General features: G+C 70.8%; 3 pseudogenes. 1 reads left to right on the plus strand and 2 read right to left on the minus strand.

Going from position 1 to position 2212, the window contains the following annotated elements:
- Window positions 1–264 (minus strand): annotated as a pseudogene (locus AB8Z36_RS37275) (hypothetical protein); the annotation flags it as partial.
- 331 nt (window positions 265–595) lie between these two features.
- Between AB8Z36_RS37275 and AB8Z36_RS37280 the strand changes: the two are divergent.
- A pseudogene (locus AB8Z36_RS37280) lies at window positions 596–1870 on the plus strand (tetratricopeptide repeat protein); the annotation flags it as partial.
- Here AB8Z36_RS37280 and AB8Z36_RS37285 read toward each other — a convergent pair.
- Window positions 1823–2212: pseudogene (locus AB8Z36_RS37285) on the minus strand (IS5 family transposase); the annotation flags it as partial. The pseudogenes AB8Z36_RS37280 and AB8Z36_RS37285 sit on opposite strands and share 48 nt — an antisense overlap.

The following is a 2212-nucleotide window of genomic DNA, read 5'->3' on the forward strand; positions in this document are numbered from 1 at the left end:
CACCGGGGGTGGGAAGACGGTGAAGGACTGGACGACGGCCATCCCGTCCTCGGCGTGGAGGAAGGCGTCGGCCAGAAGGTGCGGGGCGAAGAGATCGGCCCCGACGACACGGATCGCGGCCAGGGCCGCCTTGGGATCGTCCGCGTCCTCGACGTGCTGGGCGACCGTGGCCGCGCCCCCGATGCCGCGCAGGGCATCGAGGGCGCGGAGAGCCAGGTCAGCCGCCGACGCGGCGTAGGCGGCCTGCGACTGATCGGAGCTCACTTGTCCTTCGGCTCCTTGGGCTCCTTCGGCGAGAGGAGCGCCAGCAGCAGGAGCCAGCCCCCCGCCTGCGGCGTGTACACGGGCGCGTCGCTCAGTTCGGCCTCAGGTTCCACCATGGCGGTCCCGAGTGCCGCGACATCCGTCGTGCTGACGAGAAGCGGAGTTTTCTGAGCAAGCATCATTGCCTCCTCAATTGTTGACGTCGTCACCAATCCGGTGACGCCCACCCTTGGACCAGCTTAGGGCAATTGCCCTGCTTTGTCCGTTCAGTTCGCATGGGCATCAGGAGCCCCGCGCGGGCTGGAATCGGGCGAGTACTTAGGGTGGCGGCATGCCCGAGGACTCACCCCTGATACGCAGCCTGCGCACCGCCGTACGGGCCGCACCCGACGATGTGCCACTGCGGCTGCACCTGGCCGAGTTGCTGCTCGCCGCCGGGCAACAGGACGACGCGGTCGCGGAGACGGCGGTGGCGTTGCAGCGTGCGCCGGGTGACCCGCAGGCGCGGGCGCTGATGGCGCGGGCGATGGGGGCGTTGATTCCCACGGTGTGTCCTCAACCCCCGCCTGCCGCAAGGGCAGTTGATGTGACGGAAGTCGAGGCGGCGCCCCCGGTGCCTCCGGCGTCCGAGGCGGCGACGGCATCCGAAGCGGCGACGGCTGGGGCCAACCCCCCGGCGTTCGAGGCGTCCCCCAGCTATGACTGGCGCGCCGCAGAGGACCAGATCGGCGATGTGATCCCGCCCCGTTTCATCGAACCGGCCGCGCCGCGCGAGGAGATTCGCCCGGCGCCCGCGCCCGAGTCACCCCTGGCCGCGGACGGCGGCGGTGACCCCGGCGACGCCACCGCCTGGGACGTCGAAGGACCCGGCGCGCTCCGCCTCGCGGACGTCGGTGGCATGCGGGAGGTCAAGGACCGGCTGGAAGCGGCGTTCCTCGCCCCCTTGCGCAACCCCGACCTGCGCCGACTGTACGGAAAGAGCCTGCGCGGCGGGCTTCTGCTGTACGGTCCTCCCGGCTGCGGCAAGACGTTCATCGCGCGGGCCGTCGCCGGTGAACTGGGCGCCAACTTCCTCTCCGTGTCGATCGACGACGTCCTCGACATGTGGATCGGCAACTCCGAACGCAACATGCACGAGATCTTCCGCACCGCCCGCCGCAAGGCGCCCTGCGTGGTGTTCCTCGACGAACTCGACGCGCTGGGCGCCAAGCGCAGCCGCACCCAGCACAGCGGCCTGCGCAACACGGTCAACCAGCTCCTCAGCGAGCTGGACGGCATCGACTCGACGGCCAACGAAGGCGTCTTCGTGCTCGCCGCCACCAACGTCCCCTGGGACGTGGACATCGCGCTGCGACGCCCGGGACGCCTGGACCGCACGCTGCTCGTCCTGCCGCCCGACGCCCCGGCCCGCGAGGCGATCCTCCGCTACCACCTGCGCGAACGCCCCGTCGAGAACATCGACCTCGGCAAGCTCGTCAAGGTGACGGACGGCCTGTCCGGCGCCGACCTCGCCCACCTCTGCGAGGCGGGGGCCGAGCGGGCGCTCCTGGACTCCGTGCGCACCGGGACGGTCCGCATGATCGGCATGCCGGACCTGGTCGATGCGCTCGGGAATCGCCGCCTTGATGCCGCGACGTCGCAGGTAGGTGCGGATCTTCGTGGACGAGTAGCCCTTGTCCGCCGCGACCCGCTCGGGCCTGGTTCTGGGTCTGCCGGGTCCGCACCGCTGAATGCGGATGCGGGCCATGACCTGCTCGAACTGGGTGCAGTCGTTGACGTTSCCGGCGGTGACGGTGAAGGCCAGGGGGCGGCCTTCACCGTCGCAGGCGAGGTGGATCTWTGTGGTCAGCCCGCCGCGGGACCGGCCGAGTTCCTCGCCCGGCCAGTCCCGCCCCCTTTTTTCGGGCTCCCGCGGCGTGCTGATGGGCCCGCACTGTCGTTGAGTCCA

The sequence above is a fragment of the Streptomyces flavofungini genome (genome assembly GCF_041028215.1).
In the GTDB taxonomy this organism is placed as follows: domain Bacteria; phylum Actinomycetota; class Actinomycetes; order Streptomycetales; family Streptomycetaceae; genus Streptomyces; species Streptomyces flavofungini_B.